Here is a 17581-nt window from a genome sequence, read left to right as displayed (position 1 = left end):
AAGCGATGTTTTTAGCGCCTTTCTATTAGTAAGACAACTACGTTTATTTTTACCCTATCAAAATTTTAAAAAAAATATAAAATTTCACAAATAAATTCATAAAACACTACAAATCAACAAATTAAATTTTAAACTATTTTTCATAAAAAAGCAATTATAATTTACTCAACTGCTTTTTGAAAAAATATTTTACATTTACAACCTACAAAAAATGAATTAATACTCAATGAGCGACGAAAACAGTACACTTTGCGACGAAAATCACTTTAGAGACTTTTACTTAAAGCACGTGCAATCAGCAAATAATTTTGCGTATTACAAATGTGGTGATGATGAAGCTGCATTAGATTTGGTACAAGATGCGTTTACAAAAATTTGGGAGAATTGTTCCAAAATTGACTTTAGTAAGGTCAAAACGTACTTGTTTACCAGCATTAATAATTTATTTCTAAATAACATAAAACATCAAAAAGTAGTATTGAGGTACGCCAAAGATGCGCCTAACTTAGATACAAATAATCAAAGTCCCGAATATTTATTCGAAGAAGAAGAATTCAAACAAAAACTCACCAAAGCAATCGCATCATTAAGTGAAGCACAGCGAGAAGTATTTTTATTGAATCGAATAGATGGAAAAAAATACAGGGAAATCGCTGAGTTACTCAATATTTCTCAAAAAACCGTAGAAAAAAGAATGTCTGGAGCGTTGCAACTGTTAAGAGCCCAAATAGAAAATATTTAATTAGTCATTTAGCTGTAGGGTAATTTAAAAGTTAGTTGTCTTATAAACATAGAGATATAAAATGAAAAACGAAAAAGAGATATTAAAATGGTTAAATAATGAGCTTTCAAGCAAAGAAATTGAGGATTTAAAACAATCTGAAGATTTGCAAACACTTGAAAAAATTACTCATTATGCATCACAACTGGAAACCCCAAAAGTAGATGCCCACGCTGCTTTAGAAGCTTTTAAAGCCAGAAACCATTCTAAAAAGAAAACAAAAGTAAGAACTTTAAACGTTAACGCATTCTATAGAGTTGCTGCTGTTCTAGTTGTTATGTTAACCTCAACTTATTTCTTATTTTTTAACAACATTACATCTTTTGAAACTCAAATAGCGCAAACAAAAGCAGTTACGCTTCCTGATAATTCTGAAGTAATATTAAACTCCGCTTCAAAATTAAGTTTTAACGAAAAAAAATGGGCTGATAAAAGAGCTTTAACTTTAGAAGGAGAAGCTTTTTTCAAAGTTCAGAAAGGCCAAACTTTTAGTGTAAACACAACTGCGGGAGTCGTTACCGTTTTAGGGACACAATTTAACGTAAAAGAACGCAAAAACTATTTTGAGGTTCATTGTTACGAAGGTTTGGTGAGTGTAACGTATAATAACGAAACCATTAAATTGCCTCCCGGAAAAACATTCCGAGTTATAAATGGCATTATCGAAAATGTTGAAGATTTTAATGCCGAAAACCCTTCGTGGATTCAACAAGAATCAAGCTTTAATAAAATTCCTTTAGATCAGGTTATTGCAGAATTAGAGCGTCAATACGATATGAAAATTAAAGTTGAAGGCGTTGACACTTCAAAACTCTTTACCGGAACTTTTACACATACTGATAAAGGAATAGCGCTTCAAGCGGTTACAATTCCGCTTAAATTAAGTTACAGGATTGAAGGCAAAAACATTATATTTTACAACTATGGTGTTAAATAAATGGCTGATTTCTCTGTTACTTTGTATTGGCAGTATTTGTTACGGACAAAATACAACTAAAAAAACACCTTTAAGTGAGGTTATTATTTCCCTCGAAAAACAATTCAACATCAAGTTTTCGTATGCCGTTGAAGATGTTGCAAATACTGCAATTGAGCAACCAAATACTTCTTTTACATTACAAGAAACAATTGATTATCTAAACTCGAAAACGCTTTTAAATTTCAAAGCTCTAGACAATCGATATGTTACTGTTTCAGTGCTAAACAAAACAATATCCGTTTGTGGCATTGTTTTTTCTGATGAAAAAAAATCTCGTTTGGTTGGCGCTTCAGTACTTGTAAATAACATCGGAAGAAGTACAATAACCGATAAAAACGGCACATTTAACCTGCAAAATATTCCAATAACTGCAACGTTGACCGTTTCTTATTTGGGTTTTGAATCCAGACAGTTTTCTGCTAACGAATTGTTTTCTGCACAAAATAATTGCAAGGAAATTGTTCTTTCAACAAAAAATGAAGAATTGAATCAGGTTCTGATAAATGTCTATTTAACGCCCGGATTACAGAAATACCTAGATGGAAGCACTGTTTTAAATACTAAAAAATTCGGGATTCTTCCCGGATTAATAGAACCCGACATTTTGCAATCTGTTCAAGCGCTTCCCGGTGTGGAAAGTACCAATGAAAGCATTGCTAATATCAACGTACGTGGTGGGACTAACGATCAGAATTTAGTGCTTTGGGATAATATCAAAATGTATCATTCCGGTCATTTCTTCGGGTTAATATCCGCTTACAATCCTAATCTTACCAATAAAGTTATCGTCAGTAAAAACGGAACAAGTGCTGAATACAGCGATGGCGTTTCCAGTAGTATCAATATGTATACGAAAGATCTGGTCACCAATGCCTTTTCTGGTGGCGCAGGAATTAACTCTATTAGTGCCGATGCCTTTTTAGAAATTCCAATAACTAAAAAAATAGAGCTTCATATTTCAGGACGTCGTTCTATTACTGATTTGTTTAAATCTCCTACGTACACTAAATACTTTGATCGTAGTTTTCAAGACACTGAAATCAATGCGGATAGTGACCAGAATAATACGTCTTCTGATTTTTACTTTTATGATTATACCGCTAAATTACTTTTCGATTTAAATGAAAAACATCAATTTAGAGCGAATATTATTGGTATTAATAATGCATTGGATTATTCAGAAAGCCGCATTACAAATTCAAATGAAACCCAACCTAAAACCAGTAATTTATCCCAGAAAAACATGGGTTACGGAGGAAGTTGGAAAGCACAATGGAATCCAAAATTAAGCTCAAACTTCATCACTTACTTTTCCAGATACAATATTGATGCTACCGATTACAGAGTAGAAACGGATCAGCGCTTAACTGAAGCCAATGAAGTGATGGAAACTGGAGCTAAACTCAATACGTATTACAAAACTAATGACAACTTAAATTTCTTGTTTGGCTACCAATTCAACGAAACGGGGATGTTAAACCAAACCACCGTTAGTGCTCCGTTTTACTCCAGCACTAAAAAAGATGTTTTATTGAATCACGCCTTATTTTCTGAAATCGAATACAATAAAAACAACACGTATTTGAGAGTTGGATTGCGTTTGAATTATTTTCAAAAATTCGAAAAGTTTTTGGTCGAGCCAAGAATAAACATTCGACAAAAACTATCAGATCAATTTGCTTTAAAATTAGAAGGGGAATTCAAAAACCAATCTACTACTCAAATAGTGGATTTTGAGGATGATTTTTTAGGTGTCGAAAAAAGGCGTTGGGTTTTAGTAAACGATAAAGACATTCCCATTGCAACGAGTAAACAAGGTTCTTTTGGTGTGGAATTCAATCAAAACAAACTAAATGTAGAAGCTACAGGTTTTTATAAAATTGTTGACGGCATTACAGCTTCCAATCAGGGTTTCTATAACAGCTTTCAGTTTACTAACGCGAATGGAAGTTACACTGCTAAAGGTTTTGAATTTTTAGCCAATAAAACAGCGCGTCAATATAGCGTTTGGGTAAGCTATACTTTCAGTACAAATGACTATGAATTTGATACTTTTACACCTTCAACCTTTCCTAATAATGTAGATATAAGGCATTCCGTATCGCTTGGTTTTTATTACGATATTCTTAAAAATCTAAAAATAGCTGTTGGCGGTGTTTGGAGAAATGGGCAGCCGTATACAAAACCAATTGAGGGAAATGAAACCGTACAAAACGGAAATAATACCATGGTAAATTATGATTGTCCAAACCATGAAAACTTAGATGATTTCATGCGTTTAGACGCTTCTTTAAATTACAATTTCAACCTGTCACAATCTATTAAAGCTTCGTTTACTGCCGGTGTCATTAACGCTACTAATCAGGATAATCTTATCAATCGCTATTATAAAGTCAATCCAAATGACTCGAATGATGCTATTCAAGTAGATAATAAATCGCTTGGCTTAACGCCAAATATAAGTTTTAGGGTTAATTTTTAATATTTGCCTTAACCTTTAAGCTAATTTATAATTTTACCCTTTGTCAAGCTCAAAATTGGCAAGAATTGATTTCAAATTTATTCCAATAAATTTTATGATAAATTATAGAGATCGCTTTGTATATTCGCAAATTCTTACTTTTTATAAAAGGTATAGCCCTCGATTTACACAAGCAACTATACATAAGTAAAGGAGAGCTTAGCCCATACTGAAATCAAAACACAGAAATTAAAATGACCGAAAATAATCAAAGGAAACAACAAGCCAAATTGCTCAGGGTATTCAGGAAAATTCACCGAACAACTGGAGCTTTTTTATTTATTTTTTTCTTTTTTGTTTCCGTGACAGGAATTCTATTAGGTTGGAAAAAAAATAGTGGCGGGTTGCTGCAATCAAAATCATTTCAAGGAACTTCAATACATTTAAAAGACTGGCTTCCTATTGACAGTTTACACAAAAACGCTTGCAAAATTTTACTAGACTCTGTTTCAAAAGAATCAACGCTGGAACTAGAACGAATTGAGATTAAAAAAGATAAAGGAATGGTGAAATTTATTTTTGCCGAAAACTTTTGGGGAATTCAACTTGATGGGGCAACAGGGCAATTATTACATATTGAAAGAAGACGGTCTGACTTTATTGAAAAGGTACACGATGGATCAATTCTTGACGATTATTTCAAGACTGGCAATGGACTCATTAAATTGGTTTACACAACCGTCATGGGACTGGCACTTTTGATATTTTCCATCACAGGGTTCTGGCTCTGGTATGGACCAAAGAGAATGAAACGAAAATAACGAATCTGTAATTCTTATAAAAATATTCTCTGTTTTTCAGTACATTAGAAAAAAACAAGCCTATTCAATTAATCGAACAGGCTTGCAATATGTAATCTTTTAGACTTCTCTTATAATCCAGCTACTGCTTTAATTTCATCAATAATTCTAAGTGCCAGACTGTCTGCTTTTTCTTGTGAAGCCGCTTCGGTATAAATACGAATAATCGGTTCTGTATTTGATTTTCTCAGGTGAACCCAATTTTCAGCAAAATCTATTTTCACACCGTCAATAGTGGTAATATCTTCATTTTTGTATTTCTCAGTCATGGCAACAAGAATCGCATCAACATCAATTTGTGGCGTTAATTCGATTTTATTTTTGCTCATATAATATTCAGGATACGAAGCACGCAAAGCAGAAACGGTCATTTTTTTGTTGGCCAAATGCGTTAAAAACAAGGCTACTCCTACCAAACTATCACGTCCGTAATGCAGTTCGGGATAAATGATTCCTCCGTTTCCTTCTCCCCCAATTACAGCATTATTCTTTTTCATCAATTCCACTACATTCACCTCACCTACTGCACTGGCTTCATAGCTTCCTTTATGCATATTTGTCACATCACGCAAAGCACGGGAAGACGACATATTCGAAACGGTGTTTCCTGGCGTTTTACTCAATACATAATCGGCGCAAGCCACCAAAGTATATTCTTCTCCAAACATTTCTCCGTCTTCGCAAATGAAAGCCAAACGATCTACATCAGGATCAACCACGATTCCTAAATCAGCTTTCTCTTTGACAACCAATTCCGAAATATCAGTCAAATGTTCTTTTAACGGTTCTGGATTATGAGGAAAATGCCCGTTTGGTTCACAGTATAATTCGACTACTTCAACGCCCATTAATTCCAATAATCTTGGAATAATAATTCCGCCTGATGAATTTACACCATCAACCACTACTTTGAATTTAGCCGCTTTAACTGCATCTACATCTACCAAAGGTAAATTCAAGACTTCATCAATATGAATATCCATGTACGCATCGTTAATCATGATAGTTCCTAAATCATCTACATCCGAAAAATTAAAAGCTTCCGCTTCGGCAATTTCCAGAATTTTTAGTCCTTCTGCACCATTCAGGAATTCTCCTTTTTCATTCAATAATTTTAAGGCATTCCATTGTTTTGGATTATGAGAAGCCGTAAGGATAATTCCTCCTTCGGCTTTTTCTAACGGAACAGCCACTTCAACAGTTGGCGTAGTTGATAAACCCAAATCTATCACATCAATTCCTAAACCAATTAAAGTGTTTACCACCAAATTGTGAATCATTGGTCCCGAAATACGAGCGTCACGACCTACAACAACAGTGATTTTTTCTTTTCCAATATATTTTTTTAACCAAGTTCCATACGCCGAAGCAAATTTAACTGCATCAACAGGTGTCAGGTTATCACCTACTTTACCTCCTATTGTTCCACGAATTCCTGATATTGATTTTATTAAAGTCATTGATTATTATTTTAATTTTTGAATTATAAATTTTAAATTGTCCGCAAATATAATAATTGACGGTTTATAAAAGTCATTTAGAATTCAAAATTCATCATTTAAATTCCTAAATTAGGCGAATGAATTTTCTAGCACACATCTATCTTTCCGGTGATAACGATTTAATCAAAATTGGCAATTTCATGGCCGATGGGATTCGTGGAAAACATTTTGAAAGTTATCCTTTAGAAATTCAAAAAGGAATCATTCTCCATCGTGCCATTGATACTTTTACCGATGCGCATCCCATTTTTAGGAAAAGCACCAAAAAACTGCATGAGAAATACCATCATTATGCCGGTGTAATTGTAGATGTTTTTTACGATCATTTTTTAGCTAAAAACTGGAACACTTATTCTGATGAAAACCTAGACGATTTTGTAGCACGCTTTTATCAATCTTTACAGGACAACCATATCAATCTTTCAGAAAGGACCAAGGGAATGATGCCATACATGATTAACCAAAATTGGCTGGTGAGCTATCAAACTGTGGAAGGAATTAATCGAATTTTGACGCAAATGGATCAACGCACCAAAAACGAATCTAAAATGCGGTTTGCTACCCATGAACTTTCAGAATTTTATCCGGAATTTGAAAAGGAGTTCACCGATTTCTTTCAAGAATTAATACTATTTTCGAATACTAAAATAACCACCTTATGAAAAAAATACTTTTTCTACTTGCCTTTGCCGTTTTAGGTTGCAAATCGAATGAAAAAACTGTTGAACCAACTGGTTTAGTAACTTCAAAAGCCATGGTAGTTTCAGCTCGTGAAGAAGCTTCGCAAATTGGAGTTGAAATCATGAAAAAAGGCGGGAATGCTTTTGATGCCATGGTTGCCACTGAACTGGCTTTGGCAGTTTCACATCCTCAGGCCGGAAATATTGGTGGCGGCGGTTTCATGGTTTTCAGAAAAGCCAATGGCGAAACGGGTGCTATCGATTACAGAGAAAAAGCGCCTTTGGCAGCGTCAAAAGATATGTTTCTGGACGAAAAAGGAAATGTAATAGAAGGAAAAAGTACAGCAACCGCTTTGGCATCCGCAATTCCGGGTACCATTGCAGGAATATTTGAAGTGCATGAAAAATACGGTTCTTTACCCATAAGCGAAATTCTGAAACCTGTAATTGCCTTAGCAGAAAGAGGTGTTGTTGTCACTAAATTTCAAGTCGAAAGTTTGGCTTATTATAGAGCTTCCTTTATAAAAAGCAATGGTAAGAATAGTTTGTTTTCCAAAGCATATAAAGAAAATGATACCATAAAATATACCGCATTAGCAGCAACATTAAAAAGAATTGCTAAAAACGGTCGGGATGAATTTTACAAAGGAGAAACTGCTCAAAAATTAATCTCTTTTCTTGCTAAAAAAGGCGGAAATGCTACATTAGAAGATTTAAACCGTTATAATGCCAAATGGAGAACTCCAATTACCTTTCAATATAAAAATTTAAAAATCACCTCGATGTCTCCACCCAGCAGTGGCGGAATTTGTCTGAATCAAATCATGAAAATGATTGAGCCTTTCAACCTTTCACAAATGGGACACAACAGCGTAAAAACGATTCAAGTAATTACAGAAGCAGAACGAAGAGCCTATGCCGACAGGAATTATTTTTTGGGTGATCCTGATTTTGTAAAACTTCCGATAAAAGAATTAGTAAGCCCATCCTATTTAGAAAAAAGAATGAGTGATTTTTCATTCGATAAAGCTTCTAAATCTTCGGATATTGCCCATGGAGCAATTAAAGGATATGAAAGCAACCAAACCACTCATTATTCTATTGTGGATGCAGCAGGAAATGCAGTTTCGGCAACGACCACTTTAAATGATAATTATGGTTCTAAAATATATTGCGATGAATTGGGTTTCTTTTTGAATAATCAAATGGACGATTTCAGTGCCAAACCGGGAGTTCCAAACTTATATGGATTAACTGGAAGTGAAGCCAACAACATTGCTCCAGAAAAACGAATGTTGAGTTCCATGACGCCAACGATTGTCGAGAAAGACGATAAACTTTTTATGGTTGTGGGTACGCCGGGAGGCTCCACCATTATCACTTCGGTTTTACAAACGATACTAAACGTGTATGAATTTGACATGAGCATGCAAGAAGCTGTAAACGCACCTCGTTTTCACCATCAATGGTTACCGGATGAAATTACTTTTGAACCGAATTCTTTCTCTAAAGAGGTATTAGAACAATTGAAGCAAAAAGGATACATCATCAATGAAAAAAACAAAGAAATTATCGGCGAAGTCGATGCTGTTTTGATTCTTCCAAATGGAAAATTGGAAGGTGGTGCAGATAAAAGAGGTGATAATAAAGCCGTTGGATTTTAAATTTATAGTATTCGAATGAAAAAAATTATTATTCTATTGAGTATTTTTTCTATTGGTTGTAAAACCCAAAATGTAATGGTTCAACCCACTGGACTAGTTGCTGATAAAGCAATGGTAGTTTCAGCACGAGAAGAAGCTTCCAAAATCGGAGTTGAAATCATGAGAAAAGGTGGTAATGCTTTTGATGCGATGGTTGCAACCGAATTGGCTTTGGCAGTAGCCTATCCGTTTGCAGGAAATCTTGGCGGTGGTGGTTTTATGGTCTATCGAAAAGCAAACGGTGAAATTGGTTCTTTGGATTACCGTGAAAAAGCGCCATTAGCAGCTACAAAAGATATGTTTCTTGACGAAAAAGGAAATGTTATAAAAGGAGAAAGTACTGAATCTCCTCTTGCTATTGGAGTTCCTGGAACGATAGCCGGCGTTTTTGCTGTTCATGAAAAGCTGGGTTCTTTACCTATCGAAGAAATTCTGAAGCCTGTAATTGAATTAGCAGAAAGAGGTGTCATTGTTACCAAAAAACAAGAAGATAGATTGGCTGCATATCGAGCGAAAATCATAAAAGTAAATGGTGACAAAACGCTATTTGCAACTGCTTTCAAAGAAAACGATGTGATCAAATATCCTGCACTGGCAGCTACATTGAAAAGGATTTCAAAAAATGGCAGAGATGAATTTTACAAAGGGGAAACAGCTAAAATATTAGTCAAATATCTTCAGGAAAAAGGAGCCCTAATCAGCTTGGAAGATTTGGCTAAATACGAAGCCAAATGGAGAACACCACTCACTTTTGATTACAAGGATTTAAAGGTAATTTCTATGCCTCCACCCAGCAGTGGCGGAATATGTCTGGCCGAAATATTCAAAATGATAGCACCTTTCGACCTGGCTAAAATGGGGCAGAATTCAACGGAAGCCATTCAAGTTATTGTAGAAGCCGAAAGAAGGGCCTATGCAGACAGAAGTTATTATCTGGGCGATCCTGATTTTGTAAAAATTCCCCTGAAAGCATTAATGGCTGATGATTATTTGAAACAAAGAATGTCGAATTTTAGTTTTGAAAAAGCCACTTTATCCTCAGATATAAAAGAAGGAAAAGTAAATTATAATGAAAGTACAGAGACTACCCATTATTCAATTGTGGATCAGTTTGGTAATGCGGTTTCATCAACTACAACACTAAACGACGGTTATGGTTCCAAATATTATTGTGATGAATTGGGCTTTTTCCTTAACAACGAAATGGATGATTTCAGTGCCAAACCAGGTGAACCCAATATGTTTGGGTTAGTAGGAAATGAAGCCAACAGTATTGCGCCACAAAAACGAATGTTGAGTTCTATGACTCCAACTATTGTAGAAAAAAACGGAAAATTATTTATGGTTGTGGGTTCTCCCGGTGGTTCTACGATTATTACATCGGTATTGCAAACGATATTAAATGTTTACGAGTATCATTTGAGTATGCAGGAAGCGGTAAATGCACCTCGTTTTCACCACCAATGGTTACCGGATTTAATCACTTTTGAACCCAATACATTCGATACTAAAACCTTTGAAACCTTGAAATCAAAAGGATACATCATTAATGAAAAAACAACACCCGTAATAGGAAAAGTAGATGCCATTTTGGTTTTACCAAATAAAAAACTCGAAGGTGGCGCTGATTTTAGAGGAGACGATAAAGCGGTTGGATTTTAGGTTATGAGTTACTGGTTATTGACCATGTTAAGCATTTTAAATCGATATTGTTATTGAATTTTGCCATTGAAATTTACTATTTATGAACTTTATACTTGTCTTAGAAAAAGCTTTTAAACAAAATAAGAATCCGGAAAATGCTTTTGCTATGGCAAAATACATGAAGAATAACTTTCCTTTTTTTGGAATAAAAACGGAGGAACGAAGACGCATTTTCAAAGAAATTTGGAAAGAAAACAAAAACGAGATTTCTGAAAACGCTAGAACAGTTGCAGTAGCTTTATATTCAAAAAAAGAACGGGAATTTCATTATTGCGCGATTGAAATTTTGATAAAAGAACTCAAGGGGAATTATAAAAAAGAAGACATTCAACTGATTGAAAAATTGATAGGCAACAATTCTTGGTGGGACAGCGTCGATACGATTGCAAAATACATTTTGGGTGAATATCTATTGGAATTTCCATTGGAAGCCCAAAATGTAATAAAACGATTTTCTAATTCAGGGAATATGTGGTTGAACCGAAGTGCTATTTTATTTCAATTGGGTTATAAACAAAAAACGAATGCTGATTTTTTATTTTCACAATGTTTAAAACAGGCTCATTCTAAGGAATTTTTTATTCAAAAAGCAATTGGCTGGTCGTTACGGGAATATGCAAAGTCAAATCCTAAAATTGTGAGACAGTTTGTAGAAAACAGTAATTTAAAACCATTAAGTAGAAAAGAAGCATTGAAAAATATTTGTTGCCCTTAAAATAATAGTAATTTTGCACTCCCTTTAAAAAGTATCATGTTCAAAAAATATATTTCGAAATTAGAAACCATAATAGCTTTTGCGCAATCCATGTTAACTCCAAAGCAGTTTATATTTTTATCTGCGGTTTTAGTTGGTATCTCTGCCGCTTTTGCGGTTATCGTTTTGAAAACTTTTGCGCACTGGGTATTTTCCTTTGCTACTTATGTCAGTGGAATTTTAAAATTGGGTTTCATCAATAGTATTTTGCCTATAATTGGTATTCTGCTTACTGTTTTTGTTGTCAAAAGAGTTTTAGGAGGAACAATTCAAAAAGGGACTTCACAAATTTTATATGCTGTTGCCAAAAAAGCGAGTATTATTCCAAAAAAACAAATGTATGCCCAAATTGTAACCAGTTCGCTAACTGTTGGATTAGGAGGTTCAGCTGGTTTAGAAAGTCCGATTGTGATTACCGGGGCTGCTTTTGGTTCGAATTATGCCCAAAAATATAAGTTAAGTTATAAAGACCGAACGCTACTTATAGGTTGTGGTGTTGCTGCAGGAATTGCCGCTGCCTTTAATGCGCCAATTGCCGGAGTTTTATTTGCTATTGAAGTTTTGCTTGTTGATGTGAGTATTGCTGCATTTACACCCATTATGATTGCCGCTGCAACAGGTGCTTTAGTTTCGGTAATTGCATTAGATGAAGAAATTTTGCTTTCGTTCAAACAACAACAAAGTTTTGATTATCATAACATTGCTTTCTATATCCTTTTAGGTTTGTTTACTGGATTTATTTCGGTTTATTATTCCCGTAATTTCCAAAAAGTAGAACATTTTTTCGCAAGACTTAAATTATCACCTTATAAAAAAGCATTGTTTGGTTCTTCGATTTTGGCCATTCTTATTTTTATTTTCCCAACGCTTTTTGGCGAAGGATACGAAAGTATTAAAACATTATCCGAAAATGATCCTGGGAAATTATTGGAAAACACATTATTTAGCGGTTTTCGAGACAATAGTTGGGCTTTATTGGTATTTGTGGGTTTGACTATGATGCTGAAAGTTTTTGCAACTGGAATTACTCTGGGAAGTGGTGGAAACGGAGGAAACTTTGCTCCTTCCCTATTTCTGGGTTCATATGTTGGTTTCTTTTTCTCTAAATTTTTAAATCTGACAGGACTTACTAAATTACCAGTAAGTAATTTCACATTAGTTGGAATGGCAGGAATTTTAAGTGGTTTGTTTCATGCTCCCTTGACTGCGATATTCTTAATTGCTGAAATTACCGGAGGGTATAATTTGATGATTCCTTTGATGATTGTGGCTTCCATTAGTTTTGCGATTTCAAAACGATTTGAAAAACATTCTATGGATGTAAAGAATTTAGCCAAAAAAGGACATGCTTTTACCAGTAATAAAGATACAAACGTACTATCCACTTTAGATACTAATTCTATTATTCAAACAGATTATTTAACCGTTTCGCCTGATGAAAATCTAGAAAAATTAGTTGATTTAATTTCACATTCCAATCAAGTTATTTTTGCTGTTGTTGATAAAGACCTAAAAATGGTGGGTATAGTACATTTTAATACGATCAGAGAAATTATTTTCAATCCGTATCGCGTAAAATATACTTTGATAAAGGAAGTTATGATTCCGCCTGTTGAAATAATATCCCCCGAGGATAGTATGGAAACTGTTATGAATAAATTTGAAAAGGCGAAAGTTGTTTTTCTACCGGTAATAAAAGAGGGCAAATATTATGGTTTTATTTCTAAATCTCTTGCACTTGAGGCCTATAGAGCTAAACTAAAATCGATGACGATTGAATAGATTTTAATATAAAAATGATATTATTGATCCACATCCATAATAGAAAACGCTAACTTAGGTTGGCGTTTTTTTGTATCCTAAATTTAACATAAACTCCTAAACTGTTCTATCGAAAAAATAAATCAAAATGTGTTTTTTAGAAGAAACATCAAATGTGACTGAATCCATAACAATCACATACTGTTATAATTATATTTTTTTATTTCATACTTTATTAATTAATATCTTTAAACATAATTATAACCTCTAAATTAATTAACAAGAATATCATTTCATCTTGTAACTTTTTAAAATAAATTTATACTAACACAGTAAACCAAACAAAAAATTATGAAAACATTAAAATTATCAATCGTTGCATTTTTATTTTCTATTGTCAGTACTTCTGTTTTTGCACAAAGTGCAGATGAAGTTATCTCTAAATACTTTACAACTATTGGAGGTGTAGAAAAATTAAAACCCCTTAAAGGTGTTAAAATGGAAATGAGCATTAATGCTCAGGGTATGGAAATTCCAGTTGAAATGGTACAATTAGCTGGAGGTAAGATGTATGTTAAAATTTCTTTACAAGGAAAAGAAATCACACAAATGGCATCGGACGGTAAAACCATTTGGAATACTAATTTCATGACGATGAAAGCGGAAAAAAGTGATGCTGAGACAACGGCAAATGCTATTCTAAGCAACAACGACTTTCCGGATGCATTGTTAGACTATAAAGCTAAAGGATACGCCGCAGAATTTATAGGAAAAGAAACTAAAGAAGGTACGGAATGCTTCAAGATAAAATTCACAAAGAAACCAGTCACTGTTGATGGTGTAAAAATGGATGATATATCCTATTACTATTTTGACACAGAAAACTACTTAGCAATAGCAACAGAAACAGAGATTAAACAAGGCCCAATGAAAGGTCAAAAATCGGTTTCAACAATGAGTGATTATCAAGAAGTTGACGGTGTGTTTTTTCCATTTTCAATGAATATGGGAGGACAAGATATGAAAATTAAAAAAGTAACTTTAAACCCTACAGTTGCTGACAGCGCTTTTGCTTTTCCAGCGCAATAATATCAAGCTATAACTATCAATCCTGAACCTGCGTTGGGGATTTTTTTTAAACTCTTTTTATGAAATAGCCATGTTTCTTAAAACACAAATTGTGTATAAAGATATTTCCTCATGGTGCATACATATTCCTATAAAAAAAATATTATCTACATATGAAAAAAACCAATCTATTAATAGCAACTTTACTTCTTTTTGCGTCATCAGCAGTTAATGCACAAGAAAAAGTAATCCTTAAAGGAAAAGAATTATTTGGTGACATTTCCGCAAGACATCTTGGTCCGGCGTTGATGAGCGGTCGTATAACCGACTTGGAAATGCACCCAACTAATAACAAAATAGTCTATACGGCTACCGCTGGTGGTGGTGTCTGGAAAAGTTATGATGGCGGAGCCTCATTCGCTCCAATTTTCGATGGGCACATTCAGTCTATCGGTTGTGTAGCCATTGACCCATCAAAACCCGATCAGAATATTTGGGTAGGAACTGGTGAAACCTGGACACGAAACAGCGTATCCGTAGGAGACGGAATCTATAAATCTACAGATGGAGGACAGAACTGGAAAAATATGGGATTGCCAAAATCTGATCGTATCAGTTCTATTGTAATCGATCCAAAAAACAGTGATGTGGTATGGGTGGGTGTATTAGGAGCCTTATGGGGAGATAGCGAAGAAAGAGGTATTTATAAAACGACAGACGGCGGAACCACTTGGAAAAAAGAATTTTACGTTGATGCAAAAACTGGTTGCTCCGATTTAATTATAGATCCAAAAAATACTAACATCATGTATGCCAGTTTTTGGGAATTCCGTAGAACGGGATGGTCATTTAGTTCTGGAGGAACACAATCTGCATTATACAAATCAGTTGATGGTGGCAAAACATGGAACAAAATCCACAATGGTTTTCCTCAAGGTAAATTAGGAAGAATCGCAATTGCCGTTGCGCCTACAAATTCAAATATTTTATATTCCGTACTTGAAACTGAAAAAAGTGATAAGAATGGCTTATACCGTTCCGATGATGCAGGCGCAACATGGAAACATTTAAACAGTGATTTTGGTTTGGTGGTGCGTCCTTTTTATTTTTCAAGAATTGTGGTAGATCCAAAAAACGCTGACATCGTTGTTAAAGCAGGATTAATGGGTTCTATTAGCCGAGATGGCGGAAAGACTTTTAAGAGTTTAGGAAACATGCATGGCGACATTCACGATGTTACTTTTGATATTAATGACAGCAATCGCATGTATTCTGGAACCGATGGCGGTGTATATAGAAGCTGGGATGGTGGCTCAACCATGGAAATGGTGAGTAGTTTACCCGTTTCCCAATTTTATCATGTAAGTATAGACGATAATGAACCTTATAATGTATATGGTGGATTGCAAGATAATGGTTCTTGGTATGGGCCTTCAAAAAGTCCGGGTGGCATTGAAGCAAGAGATTGGACTCGCGTAGGTTATGGAGATGGCTTCAGAGTAGTGAAACATCCATCCAAAAACATTATTTATAGCGAAATGCAAGGTGCCGAAAATGTTTGGCGCTTCAATATTGACAGTCAAGAACTTATTACTATACAGCCACTTGCCGTAAAAGGAGATCCTAAACTACGTTTCAACTGGAATACTCCTATGGATGTCAGCAAGAAACAAACTGACCGCCTTTATGTCGGTAGTCAATTTGTTCATAAATCGGAAGATATGGGGCGCACCTGGACAAAAATATCACCAGATTTAACTACAAATGATCCTAAAAAAATGAATCAGGAAAATTCAGGTGGTTTATCCAAAGATAACTCAGGAGCCGAAAATCATTGTACGCTTTTCACCATTGCAGAATCACCGCTAAACGAGAATATCATTTGGGCAGGAAGTGACGATGGTAACATACAGGTGACAAAAGATGGCGGAAAAACATGGACAAATGTTGTGGCTAACATCACAGGATTGCCTAAAAACACTTGGTGCTATCATATTGAAGCCAGTGTTTTTGGAGAAGGAACAGCTTATGCCGTTTTCGAAGGACATACCAAAAACGATTATGCGCCATACACCTATAAAACAACAGATTTTGGTAAAACCTGGAAATCTATAATCACGGCTGATGTGGACGGATTTGTACGCAACATTCAGGAAGACTATATAAATGAAAATTTATTATTTTTAGGAACCGAAAAAGGATTATATATAACTATTGATGGTGGAAGCAATTGGTCGCATTTTACAAACAAAATGCCATCAGTAGCGATTCATTACATGGAGCTAAACAAGAAAACCAACGATTTGGTTATGGCAACCCACGGAAGAGGAATAATTATTCTGGACGACATTAGTCCGCTACGTCAAATTAACCAGGTAGTATTAAATAAAGACTTGCATTTCTTTGATTTAAAACCAGCGGTAATAGAAGAACAGTCCAGTTTTGGAACAACGGCAACCGAATTGGAATTTGTTGGAAATAATCCATCTTCGAGTGCCCAGATTATTTATTACCTAAAAAAACGTCATACTTTAGGGAAAATGGATCTTGAGATTCAAGATGAAAATGGCAACAAAATAACTACTCTTACACCTGGTAAACAAAAAGGAATCAATGTTGTAAATTGGAATTACAACATGAAAAATCCTAAAATTGCAGCAGGAAAAACGCTCTCCTATTATGGATTTACAGCACCAAGAGTAGCCGAAGGGAACTACAAAGCGGTCCTTACAAAAGGAAAAGAAACCTACGCGTACATGCTAAAAGTAGTAAACGACCCTAAAAGTAGTATTTCTGCAACAGACCGTCAAAAAGAAAGAAAAATTACACGTGTATTATTCAACATGAACGAGGAATTGGCCTACACGGTATATGAAATTGATCAGACTAATAGTTTGCTGACCGAACTTATGGCAAAAGACAAAGCATATACCAAAGAAGCTACCAAAATAAAAACGGCTTTTGATAATTTAAAAGCAAAATTGGTGGTGACAACTGGTGATAACTACGTAGGTGCAGCAGAGCCACAATTAAGAGAAAAATTGGGAGAATTATATTCTAATATCGCCAGCAGTTTTACGGCACCATCCCCTTCACAACTGGAGAATATGGAAGCGATAAAACAACGATTTGACAATTCAATAAACGAGTTTAAAACGTTAAAGTCAAAACACGAAGCATCTTATCAAAAGAAAGCAAAAGAAAGTAATATTCCTTTCGTGCTTAAGCCTTTTAATGAATTTATAACCGAATAATATTTATCAAAATTTCTCAAAGAAAGCGTTAACAATTATGTTGGCGCTTTTTTTATATGTTGAACTTTTTATTT

At 34.7% G+C, this 17581-nt stretch carries 12 protein-coding genes; 11 read left to right on the top strand and 1 reads right to left on the bottom strand.

From position 1 onward, the window contains the following. Positions 1-226 precede the first annotated feature (226 nt). The 4 genes from E0I61_RS06255 (at position 227) to E0I61_RS06240 (ending at position 5042) form a co-directional block, all read left to right on the top strand. Positions 227-742 carry an RNA polymerase sigma factor gene (locus E0I61_RS06255; RefSeq protein WP_132070147.1) on the top strand — a complete coding sequence of 172 codons (516 nt, stop codon included), beginning with the start codon at positions 227-229 and terminating at the stop codon, positions 740-742. Positions 743-803: 61 nt separating this feature from the next. After that, complete coding sequence (locus E0I61_RS06250; protein ID WP_132070145.1) at positions 804-1718, top strand: FecR family protein; 915 nt, start codon at positions 804-806, stop codon at positions 1716-1718. Further along, a complete protein-coding gene (locus tag E0I61_RS06245; RefSeq protein ID WP_132070143.1) occupies positions 1705-4242 on the top strand; it encodes a TonB-dependent receptor in 2538 nt (845 codons plus the stop codon). Before E0I61_RS06250 ends, E0I61_RS06245 begins: the two co-directional genes overlap by 14 nt. A gap of 233 nt (positions 4243-4475) precedes the next feature. Next, positions 4476-5042 (top strand): PepSY domain-containing protein, encoded by a 567-nt coding sequence (locus E0I61_RS06240; protein WP_132070141.1) that lies wholly within the window; start codon positions 4476-4478, stop codon positions 5040-5042. A 110-nt stretch (positions 5043-5152) separates the two neighbouring features. Here the strand turns inward: E0I61_RS06240 and glmM are convergent, their stop codons facing one another. Then, positions 5153-6541 carry a phosphoglucosamine mutase gene (gene glmM, locus E0I61_RS06235; RefSeq protein WP_132070139.1) on the bottom strand — a complete coding sequence of 463 codons (1389 nt, stop codon included), beginning with the start codon at positions 6539-6541 and terminating at the stop codon, positions 5153-5155. Between the two features lie 119 nt (positions 6542-6660). Between glmM and E0I61_RS06230 the strand changes: the two genes are divergently transcribed. From E0I61_RS06230 to E0I61_RS06200, 7 genes are all read left to right on the top strand, one after another. Next, positions 6661-7245 (top strand): acyl carrier protein phosphodiesterase, encoded by a 585-nt coding sequence (locus E0I61_RS06230; RefSeq protein ID WP_132070137.1) that lies wholly within the window; start codon positions 6661-6663, stop codon positions 7243-7245. Then, positions 7242-8927, top strand: coding sequence for a gamma-glutamyltransferase (gene ggt / locus E0I61_RS06225; RefSeq protein ID WP_132070135.1), 1686 nt, complete (start codon positions 7242-7244; stop codon positions 8925-8927). The genes E0I61_RS06230 and ggt (E0I61_RS06225) overlap by 4 nt, the downstream gene beginning before the upstream one ends. Positions 8928-8942: 15 nt before the next feature. Then, positions 8943-10628 carry a gamma-glutamyltransferase gene (ggt, locus tag E0I61_RS06220; RefSeq protein WP_132070133.1) on the top strand — a complete coding sequence of 562 codons (1686 nt, stop codon included), beginning with the start codon at positions 8943-8945 and terminating at the stop codon, positions 10626-10628. Positions 10629-10710: 82 nt separating this feature from the next. Next, entirely contained in the window at positions 10711-11385 is a 675-nt protein-coding gene (locus tag E0I61_RS06215) for a DNA alkylation repair protein (RefSeq protein ID WP_132070131.1), read from the top strand. A gap of 36 nt (positions 11386-11421) precedes the next feature. Then, entirely contained in the window at positions 11422-13206 is a 1785-nt protein-coding gene (locus E0I61_RS06210; protein ID WP_131994054.1) for a chloride channel protein, read from the top strand. Positions 13207-13536: 330 nt separating this feature from the next. Next, on the top strand, positions 13537-14274 hold the full coding sequence (locus tag E0I61_RS06205) for a LolA-like protein (RefSeq protein ID WP_131916065.1): 738 nt from the start codon (positions 13537-13539) through the stop codon (positions 14272-14274). A gap of 152 nt (positions 14275-14426) precedes the next feature. After that, positions 14427-17507 (top strand): WD40/YVTN/BNR-like repeat-containing protein, encoded by a 3081-nt coding sequence (locus E0I61_RS06200; RefSeq protein ID WP_132070130.1) that lies wholly within the window; start codon positions 14427-14429, stop codon positions 17505-17507. The last annotated feature ends 74 nt before the right edge of the window (positions 17508-17581 follow it).

Origin of the sequence: Flavobacterium ranwuense, assembly GCF_004349315.1 — a bacterium.
Classification (GTDB): domain Bacteria; phylum Bacteroidota; class Bacteroidia; order Flavobacteriales; family Flavobacteriaceae; genus Flavobacterium; species Flavobacterium ranwuense.
The sequence above is the reverse complement of the archived record's forward strand: the minus strand, read 5'-3'. Positions and strand labels throughout refer to the sequence as shown.